The sequence below is a fragment of the Comamonas sp. NLF-1-9 genome, from assembly GCF_019195435.1.
Lineage (GTDB): Bacteria > Pseudomonadota > Gammaproteobacteria > Burkholderiales > Burkholderiaceae_C > Comamonas_C.
The window spans coordinates 1,527,445-1,543,966 of the sequence record NZ_CP078069.1 but is presented as its reverse complement, the minus strand read 5'-3'; the positions used below and the strand labels follow the sequence as shown (position 1 = coordinate 1,543,966).

Annotated in this window: 15 protein-coding genes and 1 tRNA gene; 5 read left to right on the top strand and 11 right to left on the bottom strand. The window is 65.9% G+C overall.

Annotation, left to right across the window (positions count from 1 at the left end; all coding sequences use genetic code 11):
- Window positions 1-142 precede the first annotated feature (142 nt).
- Together KUD94_RS07485 and KUD94_RS07480 are read right to left on the bottom strand one after the other, a co-directional pair.
- Window positions 143-1,492: a substrate-binding protein gene (locus KUD94_RS07485; RefSeq protein ID WP_218236305.1), complete on the bottom strand. Its 1,350-nt coding sequence runs from the start codon at window positions 1,490-1,492 to the stop codon at window positions 143-145.
- 366 nt (window positions 1,493-1,858) lie between these two features.
- Window positions 1,859-2,668 (bottom strand): IclR family transcriptional regulator, encoded by an 810-nt coding sequence (locus KUD94_RS07480; RefSeq protein ID WP_218236303.1) that lies wholly within the window; start codon window positions 2,666-2,668, stop codon window positions 1,859-1,861.
- Between the two features lie 134 nt (window positions 2,669-2,802).
- Between KUD94_RS07480 and KUD94_RS07475 the strand changes: the two genes are divergently transcribed.
- Both KUD94_RS07475 and KUD94_RS07470 read left to right on the top strand, forming a co-directional pair.
- Window positions 2,803-3,405 (top strand): isochorismatase family protein, encoded by a 603-nt coding sequence (locus KUD94_RS07475; RefSeq protein WP_218239226.1) that lies wholly within the window; start codon window positions 2,803-2,805, stop codon window positions 3,403-3,405.
- A 69-nt stretch (window positions 3,406-3,474) separates the two neighbouring features.
- On the top strand, window positions 3,475-5,385 hold the full coding sequence (locus tag KUD94_RS07470) for a propionyl-CoA synthetase (RefSeq protein WP_304516281.1): 1,911 nt from the start codon (window positions 3,475-3,477) through the stop codon (window positions 5,383-5,385).
- 22 nt (window positions 5,386-5,407) lie between these two features.
- Here KUD94_RS07470 and KUD94_RS07465 read toward each other — a convergent pair whose 3' ends face one another.
- The gene (locus KUD94_RS07465; protein ID WP_218236301.1) at window positions 5,408-6,028 is read right to left on the bottom strand and encodes a glutathione S-transferase family protein; all 621 of its coding nucleotides are present in this window, start codon (window positions 6,026-6,028) and stop codon (window positions 5,408-5,410) included.
- Entirely contained in the window at window positions 6,025-6,738 is a 714-nt protein-coding gene (locus KUD94_RS07460) for a glutathione S-transferase family protein (protein ID WP_218236299.1), read from the bottom strand. Before KUD94_RS07460 ends, KUD94_RS07465 begins: the two co-directional genes overlap by 4 nt.
- Before the next feature lie 86 nt (window positions 6,739-6,824).
- On the opposite strand from KUD94_RS07460, the gene KUD94_RS07455 reads away from it, so the two are divergent.
- Window positions 6,825-6,911, top strand: a tRNA-Leu gene (locus KUD94_RS07455).
- A 1-nt stretch (window position 6,912) separates the two neighbouring features.
- Here KUD94_RS07455 and panC read toward each other — a convergent pair.
- The 7 genes from panC to metK form a co-directional block, all read right to left on the bottom strand.
- Entirely contained in the window at window positions 6,913-7,758 is an 846-nt protein-coding gene (panC, locus tag KUD94_RS07450) for a pantoate--beta-alanine ligase (protein WP_218236298.1), read from the bottom strand.
- A gap of 14 nt (window positions 7,759-7,772) precedes the next feature.
- On the bottom strand, window positions 7,773-8,654 hold the full coding sequence (panB, locus tag KUD94_RS07445) for a 3-methyl-2-oxobutanoate hydroxymethyltransferase (RefSeq protein WP_218236296.1): 882 nt from the start codon (window positions 8,652-8,654) through the stop codon (window positions 7,773-7,775).
- 114 nt (window positions 8,655-8,768) lie between these two features.
- Window positions 8,769-9,920, bottom strand: coding sequence for a branched-chain amino acid ABC transporter substrate-binding protein (locus tag KUD94_RS07440; protein WP_218236294.1), 1,152 nt, complete (start codon window positions 9,918-9,920; stop codon window positions 8,769-8,771).
- A 176-nt stretch (window positions 9,921-10,096) separates the two neighbouring features.
- Window positions 10,097-11,737 (bottom strand): chaperonin GroEL, encoded by a 1,641-nt coding sequence (gene groL / locus KUD94_RS07435; protein ID WP_218236292.1) that lies wholly within the window; start codon window positions 11,735-11,737, stop codon window positions 10,097-10,099.
- An 81-nt stretch (window positions 11,738-11,818) separates the two neighbouring features.
- On the bottom strand, window positions 11,819-12,109 hold the full coding sequence (gene groES, locus KUD94_RS07430) for a co-chaperone GroES (RefSeq protein ID WP_218236290.1): 291 nt from the start codon (window positions 12,107-12,109) through the stop codon (window positions 11,819-11,821).
- Between the two features lie 185 nt (window positions 12,110-12,294).
- Window positions 12,295-13,335: a bifunctional nicotinamide-nucleotide adenylyltransferase/Nudix hydroxylase gene (locus KUD94_RS07425; protein WP_218239224.1), complete on the bottom strand. Its 1,041-nt coding sequence runs from the start codon at window positions 13,333-13,335 to the stop codon at window positions 12,295-12,297.
- Window positions 13,336-13,408: 73 nt separating this feature from the next.
- Window positions 13,409-14,590, bottom strand: coding sequence for a methionine adenosyltransferase (gene metK / locus KUD94_RS07420; protein ID WP_218236288.1), 1,182 nt, complete (start codon window positions 14,588-14,590; stop codon window positions 13,409-13,411).
- A 142-nt stretch (window positions 14,591-14,732) separates the two neighbouring features.
- Between metK and KUD94_RS07415 the strand changes: the two genes are divergently transcribed.
- Together KUD94_RS07415 and KUD94_RS07410 are read left to right on the top strand one after the other, a co-directional pair.
- Window positions 14,733-15,575, top strand: a complete 843-nt coding sequence (locus KUD94_RS07415) for a lysophospholipid acyltransferase family protein (RefSeq protein ID WP_218236286.1) — start codon at window positions 14,733-14,735, stop codon at window positions 15,573-15,575.
- Window positions 15,575-16,444, top strand: a complete 870-nt coding sequence (locus KUD94_RS07410) for a lysophospholipid acyltransferase family protein (protein WP_218239223.1) — start codon at window positions 15,575-15,577, stop codon at window positions 16,442-16,444. The genes KUD94_RS07415 and KUD94_RS07410 overlap by 1 nt, the downstream gene beginning before the upstream one ends.
- Window positions 16,445-16,522: the final 78 nt, after the last annotated feature.

Here is a 16,522-nt window from a genome sequence, read left to right as displayed (position 1 = left end):
GTGGTTGTCAATCGATTCAATAAAATGAGTGCGCCGCCAGACCTCGTGTGAATCGATATTCACACAGGGCCGGTTTTTCCAAAGAAAAGGGCGCAGTCAGGCGTGCTCTTGCCCAAATGGTTCAGGCACGCCTGCTGGTTTCTCAGGTGTAATCGCCCAGCTTGCAGCCGAAGGCGTCGGGCTTTTGAATGACCTTGGCGCCATCCACCATTTCGATGACTTCCCAGAAGTCCTCGTCGTTCTTCATGTCCTTCTTTTCCTTGCCGCGCACGATGATCACCGGGCGCACGCACTGGTGGTCTTCGGGGCGGTAGTGCACGTCACCGAGCAGCGAGGGAATGGTTTCGCCCTTTTCCCACTGCTTGATCACGTCGGGGGGGTAGAAGCTGCCGGCCTCGGTGACCATGCGCGCCCAGTGGGCGAAGCTCACGTAGCCGTTTTCGGCACCCCACTCCGGGCGGTAGCCGTACTTCTTGTGGAAGGACTCGACGAACAGCTTGGCCAGCGGGTACTTGTCTTCCAGCGTCCACCAGAAGTCGGTCGCCGCGTAGATGCCGTGGGTGATGTCTACACCGGCTTCCTTGGCGATGAACGGGATCTGGTAGGGCAGCACCAGCGTCATCTTCGGGATCAGGCCGAACTGCTTGGCTTGCTGCGAGGACAGCACCGCGTCACGACCCCAGTTCACGTTGATCAGGAACTCTGCGCCCGAGTTGGCGATGTTGGTCAGGTACTGGCTGAAGTCCTGCGTGCCCAGGGGCGAGACCTGGTTGGTCACCATCTTCCAACCGCCTTCCTTGGTCAGGTAGTTGTTGACCGATTCGGTGGTGGTGTGGCCGTAGGTGTAGTCCGGCGTCATGAAGGCGGCCTTGCGGTTCTTGCCGAACTGCTTGACCAGGATGGGGCCGATGGCGTTGGCGGCCATCTCGCCATAGAAGCCCTGGCGGAAGCCGTAGCGCACGCAGTCCTTGCCGGTGGTGTCGTTGGAGCCCGAGATGCCGGCCATGTAGAGCACCTTCTCGCGCTGCGCGAACTTGTTCATCGCGACCGCCACCGACGACGAGGTGGAGCCGATCATGGCGATGATCTTGTTTTGCGCGATGAAGGTCTGCGACACCTGCAGTGCCTGGTTGGGCTTGGCGGCCGAGTCGGCCGACAGGAGCTTGACCTTCTTGCCGTTGACGCCGCTGTTGACCTTGGGCGCGAGCGCCTTCATCAGCTCATGGTTGGTGTTGATGTGCTCGATGGCCAGCTCCATGCCCTTGAGCTCGTCTGCGCCCTGCACCGCGTAGGTGCCGGTCAGCGGCACGGCGGCGCCCAGATAGACGGTGTCGCCCTGCGAGCCCTCGGGCCAGGTTGCGCCCAGCTTGGGCTTGTCCTGGGCCATGGCCCATTGCACGCCCCCGAGGCCGGTGGCCATCATGCCGCCCGCAGCGCTGATTTGCAGTGCGCTGCGACGTGACACGCCGTTTGTCGATTCAAACTTGGACATATGTCTCCTTCGTGGTTGGTAATCGTGATCCGAATCCCACGGCAATCGATGGATTGCCAATGGCCTTGAAGCGCACGGTGGCCGGTTTGAGTACCAGTCCGAAATAGCAGCGGACCGTTCGTTTCAATCACTGGCCATCGATGCCAGTGCATGGTCTTCCACACGCGACGCTATGCAATGTAGGCCCGTGGCGCAATAGAGCCTAGACTCGAAAACCCCGAGAAAATACGCGCTTTCAAGCGCTCCAATGTCAGGCGCGCGTAAGAGATTTGCCCATGGCGCGCCTTCTTGCGCGTTGCTTGCATGGCGCCCAATGCGCGTGGCGTATGCGGTTTCGGACTGTGCCCGGCGTGCACCGGGCGGGCATCAGGGGTTGCCTGCAGTGCGCTTGGCGCGCGCCTTGGGCGTGTAGCCGAGCGCGAGCGAAATTTCCTGGGCGCAGGACTGCAGCTTGGGCAGCCAGCCGTCGTCGAGCCGATCGGCCGGCGCCGAAATGGACAGCCCGGCGACCAGCTCGCCCTGGTCGTCGTGGATGCCGGCGGCGATGCAGCGCACGCCGATTTCCAGCTCTTCGTTGTCGCGTGCCATGCCGTACTGGCGCGCATGCGCGAGCTCGCGCTCAAGCAGCGGCAACTGGGTGATGCTGTTGCGCGTATGCCCGGGCAGGCCGGTGCGTGCGCAGTAGGCGCGCACGCGCTGCGGGTCTTCCGCCGCAAGGAAGAGTTTGCCGGTGGAAGTCAGGTGCAGCGGCGCGTGCCCGCCAATGGCGCGCACCACTTGCATGCCCGAACGCTCGCTGTAGGCGCGCTCGATGTAGACGATCTCGTCGCCCTGGCGCACGCTGAGGTTGACCGGCTGCTGGATGAGCTTGTGCAGTCTGCGCATGGGCAAAATCGCCGCGTCGCGCACGTTCAGGCGCGCCTTGACGAGGTTGCCCAGTTCCAGCAGACGCATGCCCAGGCGATAGCTGCCCGATTCGGGCCGATCCACGAAGCGGCCCAGGGTCAGGTCGTGCAGGATGCGGTGGGCGGTGGACGGATGCAGTCCCGAGCGGTCGCTGATGTCCTTGAGCGAAACCGGCTCATCGCGCGCGGCCAGGATGTCGATCAACTGGAACATGCGCTCCAGCACCTGCACGCTGGGGCGGGGCGACAAATCGGAGGACGGTTTTTTCATGGCGCAGCACTCGATACACAAGAGTGCATTTTATATTGTGAAAATACAACAGCAAGCGCGTCCCGATCGGCATGCTTTGCGTGCGGCGTGCCGACTGCGACAATGGATGCGATGTGACGAGCTACGAGGACGTAATGCTGCTGCAGGCCGATGAATCCCAGCTGGTGCTGGTGGACTACCAAGAACGCCTGATGCCGGCGATCCACGAATCGCAGGCGGTGCTGGCCAACGCCAGGCGGCTGGCGCAGGCCGCTCAGCGCCTGGGCGTGCCGGTGTGGGCCACGGAGCAGAATCCCGCGCGGCTTGGCGCCAACGACGCGCAGTTGCGCGCGCTGGCGGACAAGACGCTGGCCAAGATGCATTTCAGCGCGGTGGCCGATGGCCTCGCGCAGTGGCTCAGCCCCCAGGTGGCGCCGGCGCGCGGCAATGCACGCAGCCTGCCGCGCCACTTGCGCCAGAGCGCGCCGCAAAAGGCAGAGCGCTGCAGCATCGTGCTTGCGGGTTGCGAAGCCCATGTCTGCCTGCTGCAGACGGCGCTGGAGCTGTTGGATGAAGAATGGGAGGTGTGGGTGGTCACCGACGCCTGCGGCTCGCGCACCGAGCGCAACCGCGACGCAGCCTTCGACCGTCTGGCCGGCGCGGGCGCGGAACTCGTGACCACCGAGATGGTGATTTTCGAATGGCTGCGCAGCTGCGAGCATGCAGACTTCAAGGAGCTGCAGGCCTTGATCAAGTAGCGTGGCCACGGGCGCGGGTCTGCTGCCTGCGCCGCCGAGATCGATTTCATGACCAAGTAGGAGACAAGGATGGATATGGCAGGCAGTTACGAGAAGACACGGGCGGCGGCGCTGTCCGACCCGGCCGGGTTCTGGGCCGAGGCGGCGCGCGGCATCGACTGGATCAAGCCCTGGGACACGGTGATCGACGACACGCGCAAACCCTTTTACCGCTGGTTTGCCGGTGCTGAACTCAACACCTGCTACAACTGCCTTGACCGCCATGTGGAGCATGGTCGCGCCGACCAGTTGGCGCTGGTGTACGACAGTCCGCTGGCCGGTGCGCAGCGCAAGTTCACCTACCGCGAGTTGCGCGACGAGGTTGCGCGTTGCGCCGGCGTGCTGCGCGGCATGGGCGTGCAAAAGGGCGACCGCGTGGTGATCTACATGCCCATGGTCGCCGAAGCCGCGATCGCCATGCTGGCTTGCGCCCGCATCGGTGCGGTGCACTCGGTGGTGTTTGGCGGCTTTGCCGCGCCCGAGCTGGCCAAGCGCGTGGTGGACGCCAAGCCCAAGGTGATGATGTCGGCTTCCTGCGGCCTGTTGCCGGGCAAGGCCGTGCCCTACAAGCCGCTGCTCGACGAGGCGCTGGAGATCGCCGGCGTACCCGACACGCCCTGCCTGATGCTGCAGCGCCCCGAGCTGCGCTGCGAGATGATCGCCGGGCGCGACGTGGACTGGCAGGAGGCCATGGCGCGCGCCGAGCCTGCGGACTGCGTGCCGGTGGCGGCAACCGATCCGCTCTACGTCATCTACACCTCGGGCACGACCGGCAAGCCCAAGGGCGTGGTGCGCGACAACGGCGGCCATGCGGTGGCGCTGCGCTGGTCCATGGAAGCGGTGTTTGGCGTCCAGCCCGGTGACGTGTATTGGGCCGGTTCGGACGTGGGATGGGTGGTCGGCCATTCCTACATCGTCTATGGGCCGCTGCTGCAGGGCTGCACCACCATCGTCTATGAAGGCAAACCCGTGGGCACGCCCGACGCCGGCGCTTTCTGGCGCGTCTGCGCCGAGCACGGCGTGAACGTGTTCTTCACCGCGCCGACGGCCTTTCGCGCGATCAAGAAGGAAGACCCCGATGGTGCGCTGGTCAAGCGCTACGACTTGTCGCGCTTTCGCACGCTGTTTCTTGCGGGCGAGCGCGGCGACCCCGACACCATCGAGTGGGCGCAGCGCATTCTGGGCGTGCCGGCGATAGACAATTGGTGGCAAACCGAGCTGGGGTGGCCGGCCATCAGCAACTGCATGGGCATCGAGGTGCTGCCGGTGCATCCGGGCTCGCCCACCAAGCCGGTGCCGGGCTTTGACATCCGCATCCTGGATGAAGAGGGCAATGAAAAGCCCGCGGGTGAAATCGGCAGCCTGGTGATCAAGCTGCCCATGCCGCCGGGCACGCTCTACACCCTCTGGAACAACGAACAGGGCTACGAGGAAACCTATCTGTCGCGCTACCCCGGCTATTACCTCTCGGGCGATGCCGGTTTCATCGACGAGGAAGGCTATGGCTGGGTGATGTCGCGCATCGACGACATCATCAACGTCGCCGGACACCGGCTCTCGACCGGGCAGATGGAGGAGATTCTCGCCTCGCACCCCGACGTGGCGGAGGCGGCGGTGGTGGGCGTCGCCGATGCGCTCAAGGGCCAGGTGCCGCTTGGCCTGGTGGTGCTCAAGTCGGGCGTCAAGCACAGCAACGAAGAGGTGTGCAAGGACCTGGTGGCGCGCGTGCGCTCGCAGCTCGGCGCGGTGGCCGACTTCAAGAGCGTGCACGTCGTGGCGCGTCTGCCCAAGACGCGCTCGGGCAAGGTCTTGCGCGTCACCATACGCACCATGGCCGATGGCGGGGAAGTGAAAATACCCGCGACCATCGAGGACGATGCGGTCCTGCCCGAGATCAAGGCGGCGCTGGCCGCGCTCGGCTACCCGCGCGCGGCTGCCTGAGGCCGGGTAGGGGCCTGGCGCACTACATCGCCCGGGCGCTTTCGCGTGCCGCCACGCGATCGCGCCAGGCCTGCAGTGCGCCGTAGCCTTCTTCGCCCGCATGGAATTTCATCAGGCGGGCGAACTCCAGCGCGCAAAAAGCGGTGATGTCGGCAATGGTGAAGCGCTCGCCCGCAATCCAGTCCTGCGCCGACAGCGCGGTGTCCAGCCAGCGCGCGCCTTCGCGCACTTTTTGTCCCTGGGACTGGCCGAAATCGGGAAACTGCGGTTTTTCCAGCGTGGCGAGGCCAGGGTGGGTGTGGCGCACGCAGTTGGCAATCGGCAGCAGCCAATACCACTCGACCCGCCGGTCGTGCATCTCGATGAAGGCGCGTTCTTCAAAATCCGCCCCCATGAGCGGGTTTCGCGGGTACAAGCCTTCAAGATAGGTGCAGATGGCGCGCGTTTCGCTCAGGACGCGGCCGTCGTCGAGCTCCAGCGCCGGCACTCTTGAAACCGGCACCTTGGCCTGATAGGCGGGAGCCTTGTGTTCGCCCGCGTTCAGGTCGATGGTGACGAGGTCGATGCCGGAAATGCCTTTTTCGGCCATGAACATCAGCACGCGCCGCGGGTTGGGCGCGCGCGTGGCGGTATAGAGTTTCATTGCTGGCTCTCCTCAGAGGTGCGGCCCATCATCAGCATGCTGCGGGCCTGTTCGGAAAACTCGCGCGAGCCCGCCTCGCCATCGCGGCTCAGGTCGATTTTTGCTGGCGGGCGTTCGATGCCCCGCTGCACGGCGGGCCGCGCGCGGATCGCATCGCGCCAGCGCTTGAGGTGCGGCAGGCCGTCGATCGACACGCCCGACCAGCGGTGCGTGCGCACCCAGGCCCAGTTGGCGATGTCGGCAATGGAGTAATGGCCCGCCAGCCATTCATGGTGAGCCAGGCGGGTGTCGAGCACCTCGAAGAGGCGCCGGCTCTCGGCCTGGTAGCGCTCGATGGCGGCCGGTATCCGGGTCGGGAAATAGCGATAGAACACGTTGGCCTGACCCATCATCGGGCCGATGCCGCCCATCTGGAACATCAGCCACTGCAGCACGCGCGAGCGGCCCTTGGCGTCCGCGGGCATGAGGCGTCCGGTCTTCTCGGCCAGGTAGATCAGGATGGCGCCGGACTCGAACACCGCGAAGTCTCCCGCGTCGTGGTCCACGATGGCGGGAATGCGGCCGTTGGGGTTGATGGCAAGGAATTCGGGGCGTTTTTGTTCGCCCTGGCTCAGATCCAAGACCTTGAGCGCATAGGGCAGGCCCAGTTCTTCCAGCGCGATGGAAACCTTGTGGCCGTTGGGCGTGGCGGCGGTGTAGAGCGTGATCATGGTTGGCATCCTAATCCGGCGGCTTTGACGCTGCTGGTCGCGGGGGCGGCGGCTGGATGGGCGCAAGTAGAATCACCGCTCCTGAAGCGCGGGTGGCGAAATTGGTAGACGCACCAGGTTTAGGTCCTGACGCCAGCAATGGCGTGCCGGTTCGAGTCCGGCCTCGCGCACCAGTCAGAACTCCAGGTTGTCTATCAGGCGGGTTTGGCCCAGGCGGGCCGCGCCCAGCGCCACCAGCTGGCCGGCGCGCAGCGTCTCGGGACCAGGCGGCTGCAGGTCGCTGCGCTGGCGCACCACGAGGTAGTCGGGCTGCCAGCCGCCATCGCGCAGGCGCTGCATGGCCTGTGCCTCCAGGGCGGCGAGCTCGCCGCCAGGCTGCAGCGCAGTCTGTGCGAGCCAGGCGAGCGTGCGCGAGAGCTCTACCGCCCGGGCGCGTTCTTCGGCGCTCAAATAGGCATTGCGCGAGCTCAGCGCCAGGCCATCGGCGGCGCGGCAGATGTCGGCGGTAACGATTTCCACCGGCAGCGCAAACTGGCGCACCATCTGACGGATGACCATTTGCTGCTGGTAGTCCTTGCGCCCGAAGACGGCCGTGCCGCCCGAGCCGGCGAACACGCACCACAGCAGTTTCATGACCACGGTGCACACGCCAGTGAAGAAGCCGGGGCGAAACTGTCCTTCGAGGATGTTGGCCAGCGCCGGATCCGGCGTGACCGTAAAGGTCTGCGGCTCGGGGTACAGATCGCGCTCGCCGGGTGCAAAGACGATGTCGCAGGATTCAGCTTCAAGACGGCTGCAATCGGCTTGCAGCGTGCGCGGGTAGCTATCAAAATCTTCGTGGGGCAGAAACTGCAGGCGGTTGACGAAGATGCTCGCAACCAGTACCTCGCCCAGCGGCCGGGCCTGGCGTACCAGCGCCAGGTGGCCGTCGTGCAGGTTGCCCATGGTGGGCACGAAGGCGGGGCGCCCGCGCCCGCGCAGCGCGGCGCGCAGATCGGAAATGGTGTGTACGACTTGCATGGGGTGTCTGGCGCCTACCAGGCGTGCACCGCGTCGTCCGGGAAGCTGCCCTGCTTGACGGCGTGGACGTAGGCCTCGATCGCGCCCTTGATGCTGCCGGCGTCGGCCATGAAGTTGTGCACGAAGCGCGGCATCCGTCCGAGGTTCATGCCCAGCATGTCGTGCAGCACCAGTACCTGGCCGGCGGTGCCCTTGCCCGCTCCTATGCCTATGGTGTGGCAGCGCGGCAGCTCTTCGGTCAATTGGGCAGCCAGCTGCGCCGGCACCATCTCGAGCACGATCATCTCCGCGCCCGCATCCTGCAGCTCCAGCGCGTGGCGGCGCAGCGTGGCTGCGGCCTCGTCGCCGCGGCCCTGCACCCGGTAGCCGCCGAGCGCGTGCACGGTCTGCGGCGTCAGGCCCAGGTGCGCGCAGACAGGTATGCCGCGCTCCACAAGATAGCGCACCGTGGGCGCGGTCCAGCCGCCGCCTTCGAGCTTGACCATGTGGGCCCCCGCCTGCATCAACTGGGTGGCGCTGTGCAGCGCCTGCCGGGGCGACTCGCCATAGCTGCCAAAGGGCAGGTCGCCGATCAGCCAGGCGGTGCCCTGCACGCGGCGCACGCCGCGCGAGACGCTGGCCATGTGGTAGCACATGGTCTCCAGCGTCACGCCCACGGTGCTCGACAGCCCCTGGCAGACCATGCCCAGCGAATCGCCCACGAGTATGCATTCCACGCCGGCCGCGTCGGCCACCGCCGCGAAGGTGGCGTCGTAGGCCGTGAGCATGGTGATCTTCTCGCCCGCTTCACGCATCTGCGCCATGCGCGGCAGGCTGACGGGGCGGCGCTGGGGCAGCGGCGCGGCGGTGGGCAGGGTGCCGTAAGGGGTGCCTGGGGTAGGCGCGGGAGCGTTCATCGCGGGTTCCTGGCTGCAAGACGCGCGCAAGTCTATGCCAAGCGCGCCGGCTTCAGCGGTGCAGAGACGAAAAAGGCCCGCCGAAGCGGGCCCGGGAAGGCGGGGAGCCTGTGCTTACTTGAGGTCGATTGCGGTCTTCTTGCCGTCCACGAACTTGCTCAGCGTGTAGGTGGGGTCCTTCATCTCGCCATTGGATTCAAAGCGGATGTGCGAAGTCACGCCCTGATAGTCGCTTTTTTGCAGGAAGGGGATGTAGACCTTGGGATCCCAGGAGTTGGCGCGCTTCATGGCGTCGGCCAGCAGCATCACGCCGTCATAGAAGTAGGGGCTGTAGACCTGGAACTGACCGGGGAACTTGGCGTCGTAGCGCTTCTTCCACTCGATGCCGCCGGGCATCTTCTCGATCGAGGAGCCGCCGTCGGCGCAGACCACGTTCTCCAGCGTCTTGGCACCGGCGGCCACCTTGGCCAGCTCGGGCACGCACATGCCGTCGCCGCCGAACATCTTCACATCGTTCATGCCCAGCTGCGCCATCTGGCGCAGCATCGGGCCTGCCTGACCGTACATGCCGCCGTAGAAGATGGCTTCGGGCTTCTTGGCCTTGATCGAGGTCAGGATGGCCATGAAGTCGGTGGCCTTGTCGTTGGTGAACTCGTTGGCCACGACCTTGACGCCGAGCTTTTCCAGGTCACGCTTGTAGACGCTGGCAATGCCTTGGCCGTAAGGGGTGCGGTCGTCGACCACGGCCACCTGCTTGAGACCCAGGGTCTTGGCGGTGTAGCTGGCCAGCGCGGCGCCCAGCGCGTTGTCGTTGGCAATCACGCGGTAGGTCGTATCCCAGCCCGGCTTGGTCAGGTCGGGGTTGGTGGCAGCGCCGGTGATCATGGGAATGCCGCAGTCGTGAAAGACCTTGGACGAGGGGATGGCCACGCCCGAGTTCACGAAGGTCACCGCGCCGGCGACCTTCTGGTCGCACAGTTTTTGCGATGCGGCCGTACCCTGCTTGGGGTCGGCGCCGTCGTCTTCAGCGACCAGCTCGAACTTGATCTTCTTGCCGCCGATTTCCATGCCCTTGGCGTTCAGGTCCTCAATGGCCATGCGTACGCCGTTCTCGTCGTCCTTGCCGAAGTGCGCTTGCGGGCCGGAGACCGGGCCGATGTGGCCGATCTTGATGACTTGCTCCTGGGCAAGTGCGCCGGAGCTCATTCCGATAGAACCGATGCCGGCCACGACGGCGGCGACAAACAACTTGCGCGAAATCTCCATTGAAGGCTCCTGATTTGCAGAAAAATGCGAAAGCGCAACCTTATGGAGCTATGGCTTTCTTGGCAATGGCGTAAACACCTGTATTTGCGCTTTTCACCACATGGTTTACCCGCGCAAAAAAAGGGCCGCACGAGGCGGCCCTTCGGGAGGTGAAAGCGCGTGCTTTCAGCCTGTGCTTACATGCCCATGCCACCCATGTCGCCCATGCCGCCGGGCATGCCGGGGGCGGGGGCTTCTTCCTTGGGCGCTTCCACGACCATGGCTTCGGTAGTCAGGAGCAGCGAAGCTACCGAGGCAGCGTGCTGCAGCGCGGCGCGCGTGACCTTGGTCGGGTCCAGAATGCCCATCTCCAGCATGTCGCCATAGGTGTCGTTGGCGGCGTTGAAGCCGAAGTTGCCCTTGCCCTCGAGCACCTTGTTGACTACCACGGAGGGCTCGCCACCGGCGTTGGCGACGATCTCGCGCAGCGGCGCTTCGATCGCCTTGAGCACCAGCTTGATGCCGGCGTCCTGCTCGGCGTTGTCGCCCTTGAGCTCGCCGATGGCCTGCTTGGCGCGCAGGAAGGCCACGCCGCCGCCGGCGACGATGCCTTCTTCCACCGCAGCGCGCGTCGCGTGCAGCGCGTCTTCCACGCGGGCCTTCTTTTCCTTCATCTCGACTTCGGTCGCGGCGCCCACCTTGATCACGGCCACGCCGCCGGCGAGCTTGGCCACGCGCTCTTGCAGCTTCTCGCGGTCGTAGTCGCTGGTGGCTTCCTCAATCTGCACGCGCACCTGCTTGACGCGCGCTTCGATGTCGTCGGCAGCACCGGCACCGTCGATGATGGTGGTGTTTTCCTTGGCGATCTCCACGCGCTTGGCCTGGCCCAGGTCGGCCAGCGTGGCCTTCTCCAGCGACAGGCCGACTTCTTCTGCGATCACCTTGCCGCTCGTGAGGATGGCGATGTCTTCCAGCATGGCCTTGCGGCGGTCGCCAAAGCCCGGTGCCTTGACGGCGACGACCTTCAGGATGCCGCGGATGGTGTTCACCACCAGCGTGGCCAGGGCTTCACCCTCGACGTCCTCGGCGATGATGAGCAGCGGGCGGCTCGCCTTGGCCACCTGCTCCAGCGTGGGCAGCAGGTCGCGGATGTTGCTGATCTTCTTGTCGTAGAGCAGCACGAAGGGGTTTTCCAGAACCGCCACCTGCTTCTCGGGGTTGTTGATGAAGTAGGGCGAGAGGTAGCCGCGGTCAAATTGCATGCCTTCGACCACTTCGAGCTCGTTGTCCAGGCTCTTGCCGTCCTCGACGGTGATCACGCCTTCCTTGCCGACCTTGTCCATTGCGTCGGCAATGATCTTGCCCACGGATTCGTCGGAGTTGGCCGAGATCGAGCCGACCTGGGCAATTTCCTTGCTGGTGGTGGTGGCCTTGGAGGCCTGCTTGAGCTGCTCGACCAGCGCCACGACGGCCTTGTCGATGCCGCGCTTCAAATCCATCGGGTTCAGGCCGGCGGCCACGTACTTGGTGCCTTCGCGCACGATGGCCTGGGCCAGCACGGTGGCCGTCGTCGTGCCGTCACCGGCGATGTCGTTGGTCTTGGACGCGACTTCCTTCACGAGCTGGGCGCCCATGTTCTGCAGCTTGTCCTTGAGCTCGATTTCCTTGGCGACCGACACGCCGTCCTTGGTCACCGTGGGGGCGCCGAAGCTGCGCTCGAGCACCACGTTGCGGCCCTTGGGGCCGAGCGTGACCTTGACCGCGTTGGCCAGGATGTTCACGCCTTCCATCATGCGGGCGCGTGCGTCACCGCCGAAAACTACGTCTTTTGCTGCCATGTTTGGCTCCTGAAAATATGAATGAAATCAGCCTCAAACGCTTTGCTGACAAGCGCTTGGAGCTATGAATTGATGAGTTGATTACTTCTCGACGACGGCAAACAAGTCGTCTTCCTTCATGACCAGCAGCTCTTCGCCGTCGACCTTGACGGTCTGGCCGCTGTACTTGCCGAAGAGCACGCGATCGCCGATCTTCACGCCCATGGCGACGAGCTCGCCCTTGTCGTTCTTGCGACCCGGGCCCACGGCCAGCACTTCACCCTGATCGGGCTTCTCGGCGGCGTTGTCGGGAATGACGATGCCCGAGGCCGTCTTGGTTTCGTTTTCGAGGCGCTTGACGACCACGCGGTCGTGCAGAGGACGAAGTTTCATGGCAACTCCTGAAATTCACTGGTTGAAGAGGGTTCGCAAAAGCGGCCCCTGAGGGCCGCCATGCGCGCTTGGGTGTCGCGCTGTTAGCACTCAAACCCAACGAGTGCTAATCATAAGGGCGTTTGGACCGTTTTCAAGGCCCGCGCGCAGGATTTCATCGTGCGCCCGCGCGCGCGGCGAGACACTCACAGCAGGTGCAGGAACTGGTCGAGGATCCGGAAATGGTCTTCGAAGAATTGCGCTTCCATGCCGGGCAGCTCGTGCAGCGCGACCCAGCGCGCCTGGGCCGCATCGTCGCCGCCGTGCACCGCAGGCGGCGCGGTATCACACAGATCGATGTGGTGCACGTGGGTGATGGTGCGCCCGCGCTGGCTGCGGTCGGGGTGGTCGAACACCTGCACCGAGCGCAGGCCCTGGGCCAGGCGCTCTGGCGCGAGCGCGCAGCCGGTTTCCTCGCGCAGCTCGCGCACGCAGGATTGCCATAGCGTGTCACGCGGCTCCAGAAAGCCGCCGGGCAGCGCCCACAAACCCTGGCCCGGCGCGTGGGCGCGCTGCACCAGCAGCACCTGATCGCGGCAGCGCAGCAGCGCGTCCACGGTGACGAAGACGGGCGGGTAGGGCGCCCCCGCCCAAGCCTGGCGGTAGTCGCGCAGCATGCGCCACTCCGCCTGCAGGTAGCGGTAGGGAGCTTGCGCGGCCATGCGGCGCAGCAACGCGAGCGTGGCGGGCGGCGCCTGCTCTGCAAAGGGCGCGAGCGCACCCGCTACCTCGCCTGGCGCGGCACCCAGCCAGGCATCGCGCAACTGGGACGAGTCGATCGCGCCCATGCGCGGCAGACTCAGCAACTGCCAGCCTGGGAATGCGCGCAGGTATTCGCTGCTTGCATCCTTGAAGTGGCCGACGAGCGCGACGCGCGCGTCGGGGCCCGCGTGCTGTGCGACGGCGCGGCGCACCGCATCGGCCCAGCGCGGCTCGTCGTAGTAGTCGCGCACCGGGCAGGTGACGAGGCGCTCGCGCAGCGGCGCTTCAACGCTCGCGCGCAGCAGCTCTGCGCGTTCCTCCCAGGTGAAAGGATTGCGCGGCGTGCGCGCCTGAAAGGCCGACCCCAGCACGACGACGACCAGGCGCGCCTGCCGCGCCGCTTCCTGCAGCAGCGCAAGATGCCCACTGTGCACCGGCTGGAAGCGGCCTATCAGTACGGCAATGTCAAAACGGTACGGGTCCATGGTGTCGGCGGCCACGCGCAGCAGCGCGGCTTGTGGTGCAAGGCCGCTTGAAGTTGCTGCGCACCTTCAAGGTTTACAACCCCGCTGCTGCACGCAGCAGCGCGGCCTTGTCCGTTCTCTCCCAGGTGAATTCGGGTTCGTCGCGGCCGAAGTGGCCGTAGGCGGCGGTCTTGGTGTAGATCGGGCGCTGCAGGTCGAGCATCTGCAGGATGCCCTTGGGCCGCAGGTCGAAGTGCTGGGCCACCAGCTCGGCAATCCGCGTGTCCGGGATCACGCCCGTGCCTTCGGTGTAGACCGTGACGTTCATCGGCCGCGCCACGCCGATGGCGTAGGCCACCTGGATCTGGCATTGGCGCGCCAGGCCCGCAGCGACGATGTTCTTGGCCACGTAGCGGCAGGCGTAGGCGGCGCTGCGGTCCACCTTGGTCGGGTCCTTGCCGCTGAAGGCGCCACCGCCGTGCGGGCAGGAGCCGCCGTAGGTGTCGACGATGATCTTGCGCCCGGTCAGGCCGCAGTCGCCCTGCGGCCCGCCGGTGACAAAGCGCCCCGTGGGGTTGATCAGGTACTTGGTGTCCTTGAGCCATTCGGCGGGCAGCACCGGCTTGATGATCTGCTCTACCACGGCTTCGATGAAGCTGGCCTTCATCTTCGTCGGCGTCTCGGACTGGTCCGGGCTGTGCTGGGTGGAGAGCACCACGGTGTCAATGCTGTGCACCTTGCCGTCGATGTAGCGCATCGTCACCTGGCTCTTGGCGTCGGGGCGCAGGAAGGGCAGCGCGCCGCTCTTGCGCTGCTGCGCCTGGCGCTCGACGAGGCGGTGCGCGTAGTAGATGGGCGCGGGCATCAGCGTATCGGTCTCGTCGCAGGCGTAGCCGAACATCAGGCCCTGGTCGCCCGCGCCGGTGTTCAGGTGGTCGTCGCTCGCCTGGTCCACGCCCTGGGCGATGTCGTTGCTCTGCTTGTCGTAGGCGACCAGCACCGCGCAGCCCTTGTAATCGATGCCGTAGTCGGTGTTGTCGTAGCCGATGCGGCGAATGGTGTCGCGCGCTACCTGGATGTAATCGACCTGGGCGTTGGTGGTGATTTCGCCGGCCAGCACCACGAGGCCGGTATTGGTCAGGGTTTCTGCAGCGACGCGTGAGCGGGCGTCCTGGGCAAGAACGGCGTCGAGGATGGCGTCGGAAATCTGGTCGGCCACCTTGTCGGGATGGCCTTCGGAGACGGATTCGGAAGTGAAGAGAAAGTCGCTCGCCATTTGTGCATAAACTCCTGGTTTCTAAGCATTTGGGGCGTTGCCCAAGCCTCCTCAGGAGCTTTGCGGCGAACGCTTTAGCAGTCTTGTTTCACGTCGCCCTGCAAGTTGCTCGGTTAACTCGGCGACCGCGCCATTGTAGTGAATGCCCCTGATCCTTCGTCTCTTGTCTCTGCTGCCGCTGTGGTTGCTGCACGGCCTGGGCGCGCTGCTGGGCTGGATGGTGTTTGCGCTGTCGCCCACTTATCGGCGCCGCTTCATCGCGCATGCGCAGCAGGCCGGCTATTCGCTGCGCAGCGTCGGCTCGGCGGTGGGCCACGCCGGGCGCATGGTGGCCGAGGCGCCGCGGCTGTGGCTGCGCGCGGCGCTGCCGCGCTGCGAGGTGCGCGGGGCCGAATGCGTGGAGCGGGCATGGGCCGCGGGGCGGGGCATCGTCTTCCTCACGCCGCACATCGGCTGCTTCGAGCTGTCGGTGCAAGAGGGCGCGCGCCGCTGGGCGCCGGCGCACGGGCCGTTCACCATCCTGTACCGGCCGGCGCGCCAGGCCTGGCTCGCGCAGGTGCTGGCCCAGGCGCGCCAGCGCCCGGGCATACGCGCCGTGCCTACCAGTCTTCAAGGGGTGCGCCAGATGATCAAGGCCTTGCGCAGCGGCGCCGCCGTGGGCTTGCTGCCCGACCAGGTGCCGCCCCGGGGCATGGGCGTATGGGCGCCGTTTTTCGGCCGTGAAGCCTACACCATGACACTGGCTGCGCGGCTGGTGCAGCAGACCGGCGCGGCCGTGGTCCTGGCGCGCTGCGAGCGCCTGCGCCTGGGGCGCGGCTATGTGCTGCACCTGCAGGCGCTGGAGCAGGCACTGTCTCCCGAGCTGGATGTGGCCGTGCGCCAGATCAATGCCGCGCTGGAAGCGCAGATCCGGCAATGCCCGCAGCAATACCTGTGGGGTTATGGGCGCTACAAACAGCCGCGCGAGCCAGAGGTGGCCGCTTGATGACGCGACTGGCGATCGCCAGCCTCAATCTGCTCGGGCGCCTGCCGCTGCCCTGGCTGCGCGCTCTGGGCAGCGGCGTCGGGCGCCTGCTCTTCGTGCTGGCGCGGCCGCGGCGCGAAGTGGCGCTGCGCAATCTGCAGCTGTGCTTTCCCGATGTGCCCGAAGCGCAGCGCCGCGCCTGGGCGCGCGCTTCTTTCGTGGCTTTCTGCCAGACCTTTCTGGACCGCGGCTGGCTGTGGAGCGGCCCTGAAGCGCTGGTGCGCGCGCGCGTCAAGCTCACCGGCGCGGTCGCCGAGCTCGACGAGCCTGTGCCCATCATCGTGTTCGCGCCGCACTTCTATGGCATGGACGCGGGTGGTCTGGCGCTGCCGCTGCGCAGCCGGCGCGAGTTCACTTCGATCTATACCGCCAACCCCGATCCGGTGCTCGACGCCTGGCTCACCGCCGGGCGCCAGCGCTTTGGCGCCTCGCGCATGCTCAACCGCGCCGAAGGGGTCAAGCCCATCATCAGCTGCCTGCGCAAGGGCGGGCTGTTGTACCTGCTGCCGGACATGGACCACGGCGCGGCAGGTTCGCTCTTCGTGCCCTTCTTTGCCGTGCCCGATGCCGCCACGCTGCCTTCGCTGTCGCGCTTTGCGCGCCTGGGTCGGGCCAAGGTGCTGGCGCTGTACACGCGCATCACGCCCGAGGGTTACGAGGCCCATCTGACGCCCGCCTGGCAGGACTTTCCCAGTGACGACGTGGCGGCGGATACCGCGCGCATGAACCGCGAGCTGGAGGCCGCGATCCGCACCATGCCGGCGCAGTATTACTGGGTGCACCGCCGCTTCAAGACCCGCCCGCCCGGGCAGGAGTCGGTGTACCGCTGAGGGCGCGCGCCCTCGCGGAGGCTTGTTCAGCGCCGCCCTAGAATCCGCCGCTTTCACCGAACGCGAAAGACCGCCCCG